At 58.9% G+C, this 2,257-nt stretch carries 4 protein-coding genes; 2 read left to right on the top strand and 2 right to left on the bottom strand.

Going from position 1 to position 2,257, the window contains the following annotated elements:
* A partial coding sequence (locus FXV83_RS43680) for a hypothetical protein (protein WP_210250797.1) occupies nucleotides 1–186 on the top strand: 186 nt, incomplete at its 5' end.
* A gap of 80 nt (nucleotides 187–266) precedes the next feature.
* On the opposite strand, the gene FXV83_RS45580 is transcribed toward FXV83_RS43680, so the two are convergent.
* On the bottom strand, nucleotides 267–464 hold the full coding sequence (locus FXV83_RS45580) for a transposase (RefSeq protein ID WP_187436503.1): 198 nt from the start codon (nucleotides 462–464) through the stop codon (nucleotides 267–269).
* Between the two features lies 1 nt (nucleotide 465).
* On the opposite strand from FXV83_RS45580, the gene FXV83_RS45575 reads away from it, so the two are divergent.
* Entirely contained in the window at nucleotides 466–792 is a 327-nt protein-coding gene (locus FXV83_RS45575) for a hypothetical protein (RefSeq protein ID WP_187436502.1), read from the top strand.
* Nucleotides 793–851: 59 nt separating this feature from the next.
* Here the strand turns inward: FXV83_RS45575 and FXV83_RS40170 are convergent, their stop codons facing one another.
* The gene (locus tag FXV83_RS40170; protein ID WP_148745566.1) at nucleotides 852–1,478 is read right to left on the bottom strand and encodes a sulfotransferase domain-containing protein; all 627 of its coding nucleotides are present in this window, start codon (nucleotides 1,476–1,478) and stop codon (nucleotides 852–854) included.
* Nucleotides 1,479–2,257 lie beyond the last annotated feature (779 nt).

Below are 2,257 nucleotides of genomic sequence, written 5' to 3'. Positions count from 1 at the left end.
AGCAGCATCGCGGCCCGCGACACCCGGCGCGCCGGTTCGGTCCTCGACCGCGAAAGAGCCGTCAACGTTTCGATCTCTTCATCGGTCATCGCCAACTCGACCGCTTGCCGCCATCCTGCCATGATGAAACTCCTCGTTCAGTCAATCGCAAACGAGGAATCCACAAACAAACGTCCCGTTCCATGACCGCCAAATTCATGGAATCGATCGTCTAGGAGCCTGTCCAGTTAGCATCGGGAAGCCAGTTTTATCCGAATGATAGCGGCTCATGCGGCCCTCCCCAGCTTGACGAGGTTGTGAGCGGTGCAAATCAGGGCCCATTCGGGCTTCACTTTGTCGATGCCGCGCAGCAGGAATTGCCTGAACCCTCTTGCCTGTTTGATCTGTCCGAACACGGGTTCGACGATCTGCTTACGCAAGCGGTAGCGACTTCGGTAGCCGGCGCGCTTGAGCTTGGTGCTCATCTTGGCGATCAGCGAGCCGGCTCTTGAAGGCTGTTCCGCGGTGGCGGACTTGGTGCCGTGCTTCTGCCTTCCGGTTGGCGATGTAGCCCTCAATGCGCCGCCGTTTGATCGCGCGAAGATTGGCGGCGGAGTAGTAGCCGGCGTCGGCCGACACTTCGTCGGGATTGGTCCCCAGAATAGCCCTGATCCCGTTGAGCAACGGCGCCAGTTGCGCCTGGCGGCGTCGATCCTCGACTTCACCGACGAGATCACGCGCAAGACCCTGCCGTCGCTCGGACCGGCGCTGGAGACAGCCGCGAGCAACGTTTTCAAGCTGGCGAAGCGGTGAGCGCTGCGGCATCCCGCTTGACAGCGAGTTCGCAACGGTCGCCGCAGCGAAGTTGAGGTTCAAGTAAGATACCCAAAACGAACAAACCAGTCCCGATTATCGGAAACGATTGCCTCGGCCGTATCTGCATTCAGATTGCCAATCCACCGACCTATCCGACCGTCGCGCCGATGGTTTGGGTGTAGCTGGTTCTCCGTGTTGTAAGAAGCAACTCCATCAATGAGGCCATCTACTTCGTGGACAATTTGAGCAGCCGTATTCGGGTCAATAGATATCCCACAAGCCCTCGCTATCCTCTGCGCCGAGGTTTGCGGATGATTTATGATTTCGACGTAGGATAGATCGATGTCGGATCGTGCTGACCAATACTCATGACATTCGCGCGTAGTTTTTGCAGCGGCGAGAGCAGCGCCTTTATCGTCCTTGTTCACCCAACCACGATCATGAAGGGACACGATAACGTCACGCAGATCGCGATGGCAAGTTAGTACAGTTTCCGCTCTCTCGCTCCATTGATCGTCAGGGATGTGAATTTTCAATAGCGCCGACGTTTCTGTTCCCGGCACATAATCGTCGATCCATGCTGTCTTTAAGTTCGGGTCCTGAGTTCTCAAGATTAATCGAGCTACATTGAAGACCCATGTGCTTCCAGAACGCTGTGTACCAGCCGCTAGAATAACCCGCATAGCTTTCTCCCACCGGTTCCAATTCCAACCCTATCAGCCGCACCCGTGGCGTCAAATGGGTTTTTAGAGCCTGAAGAGGCCAGCGGCCGACCATGACTTACACGCTATTAGGTCAATATGCCCTCCTGACATATCCGTGGTGAGCGTCGCGACGGGGGCTCTTGTGAGGCATGCACCCATTAACGCCGCGCGGCTGCGCCCGTAAGCTTATCGGCATGTCGGGATCCTCCGCGTCACTTCGGAGGCGTCGGGCGCTTCGCCTCGGCCTCGGCGGCTTCGCATACGGCAACCGCATCGGGTTCGAACGGCGACAACCTGGCATCAAGCAGACGCTTGAGCAGCTCGGCGGCCCAGCGCTCGTCGCGCGGAGGCTGCCGCAAACAGCGCGACACGCACCTCGCGACAGCGAAGCCAGTCCTCGCGCGCGACGTATCCCAGCGGGTGACACGGCTTGGCGCTGCGGTCGTTTACATGGTTTCCAGTCCACCATTCGCTGACGGGGCCAAGCAGACGAGCCAACGCTCGCGAGCGACCCTCGAACTTCTGACCTCGCTGCGGCATGCGCTCGATCCCGGCAAACAGCGCGAGCGCCTCAGCGCTGAACGACGGTCGTTAGCTGCGCGCAGCTTTACGGCATGGCGGCCTCGGTTGGAGAAGCTCGCCGGTAGCCTAACACGCTCCGGCACTTGGGGCTCGGCGTCTAGGTCAGCGTTTCCTTGGTTCGAATCATATCAGGTGGCCTCGGCGAGTTTGTAGGACCAGGTATGGACGACGGGATG

It is taken from the genome of Bradyrhizobium hipponense, from assembly GCF_008123965.1.
Classification (GTDB): Bacteria; Pseudomonadota; Alphaproteobacteria; order Rhizobiales; family Xanthobacteraceae; genus Bradyrhizobium; species Bradyrhizobium hipponense.
The sequence above is the reverse complement of the archived record's forward strand: the minus strand, read 5'-3'. Positions and strand labels throughout refer to the sequence as shown.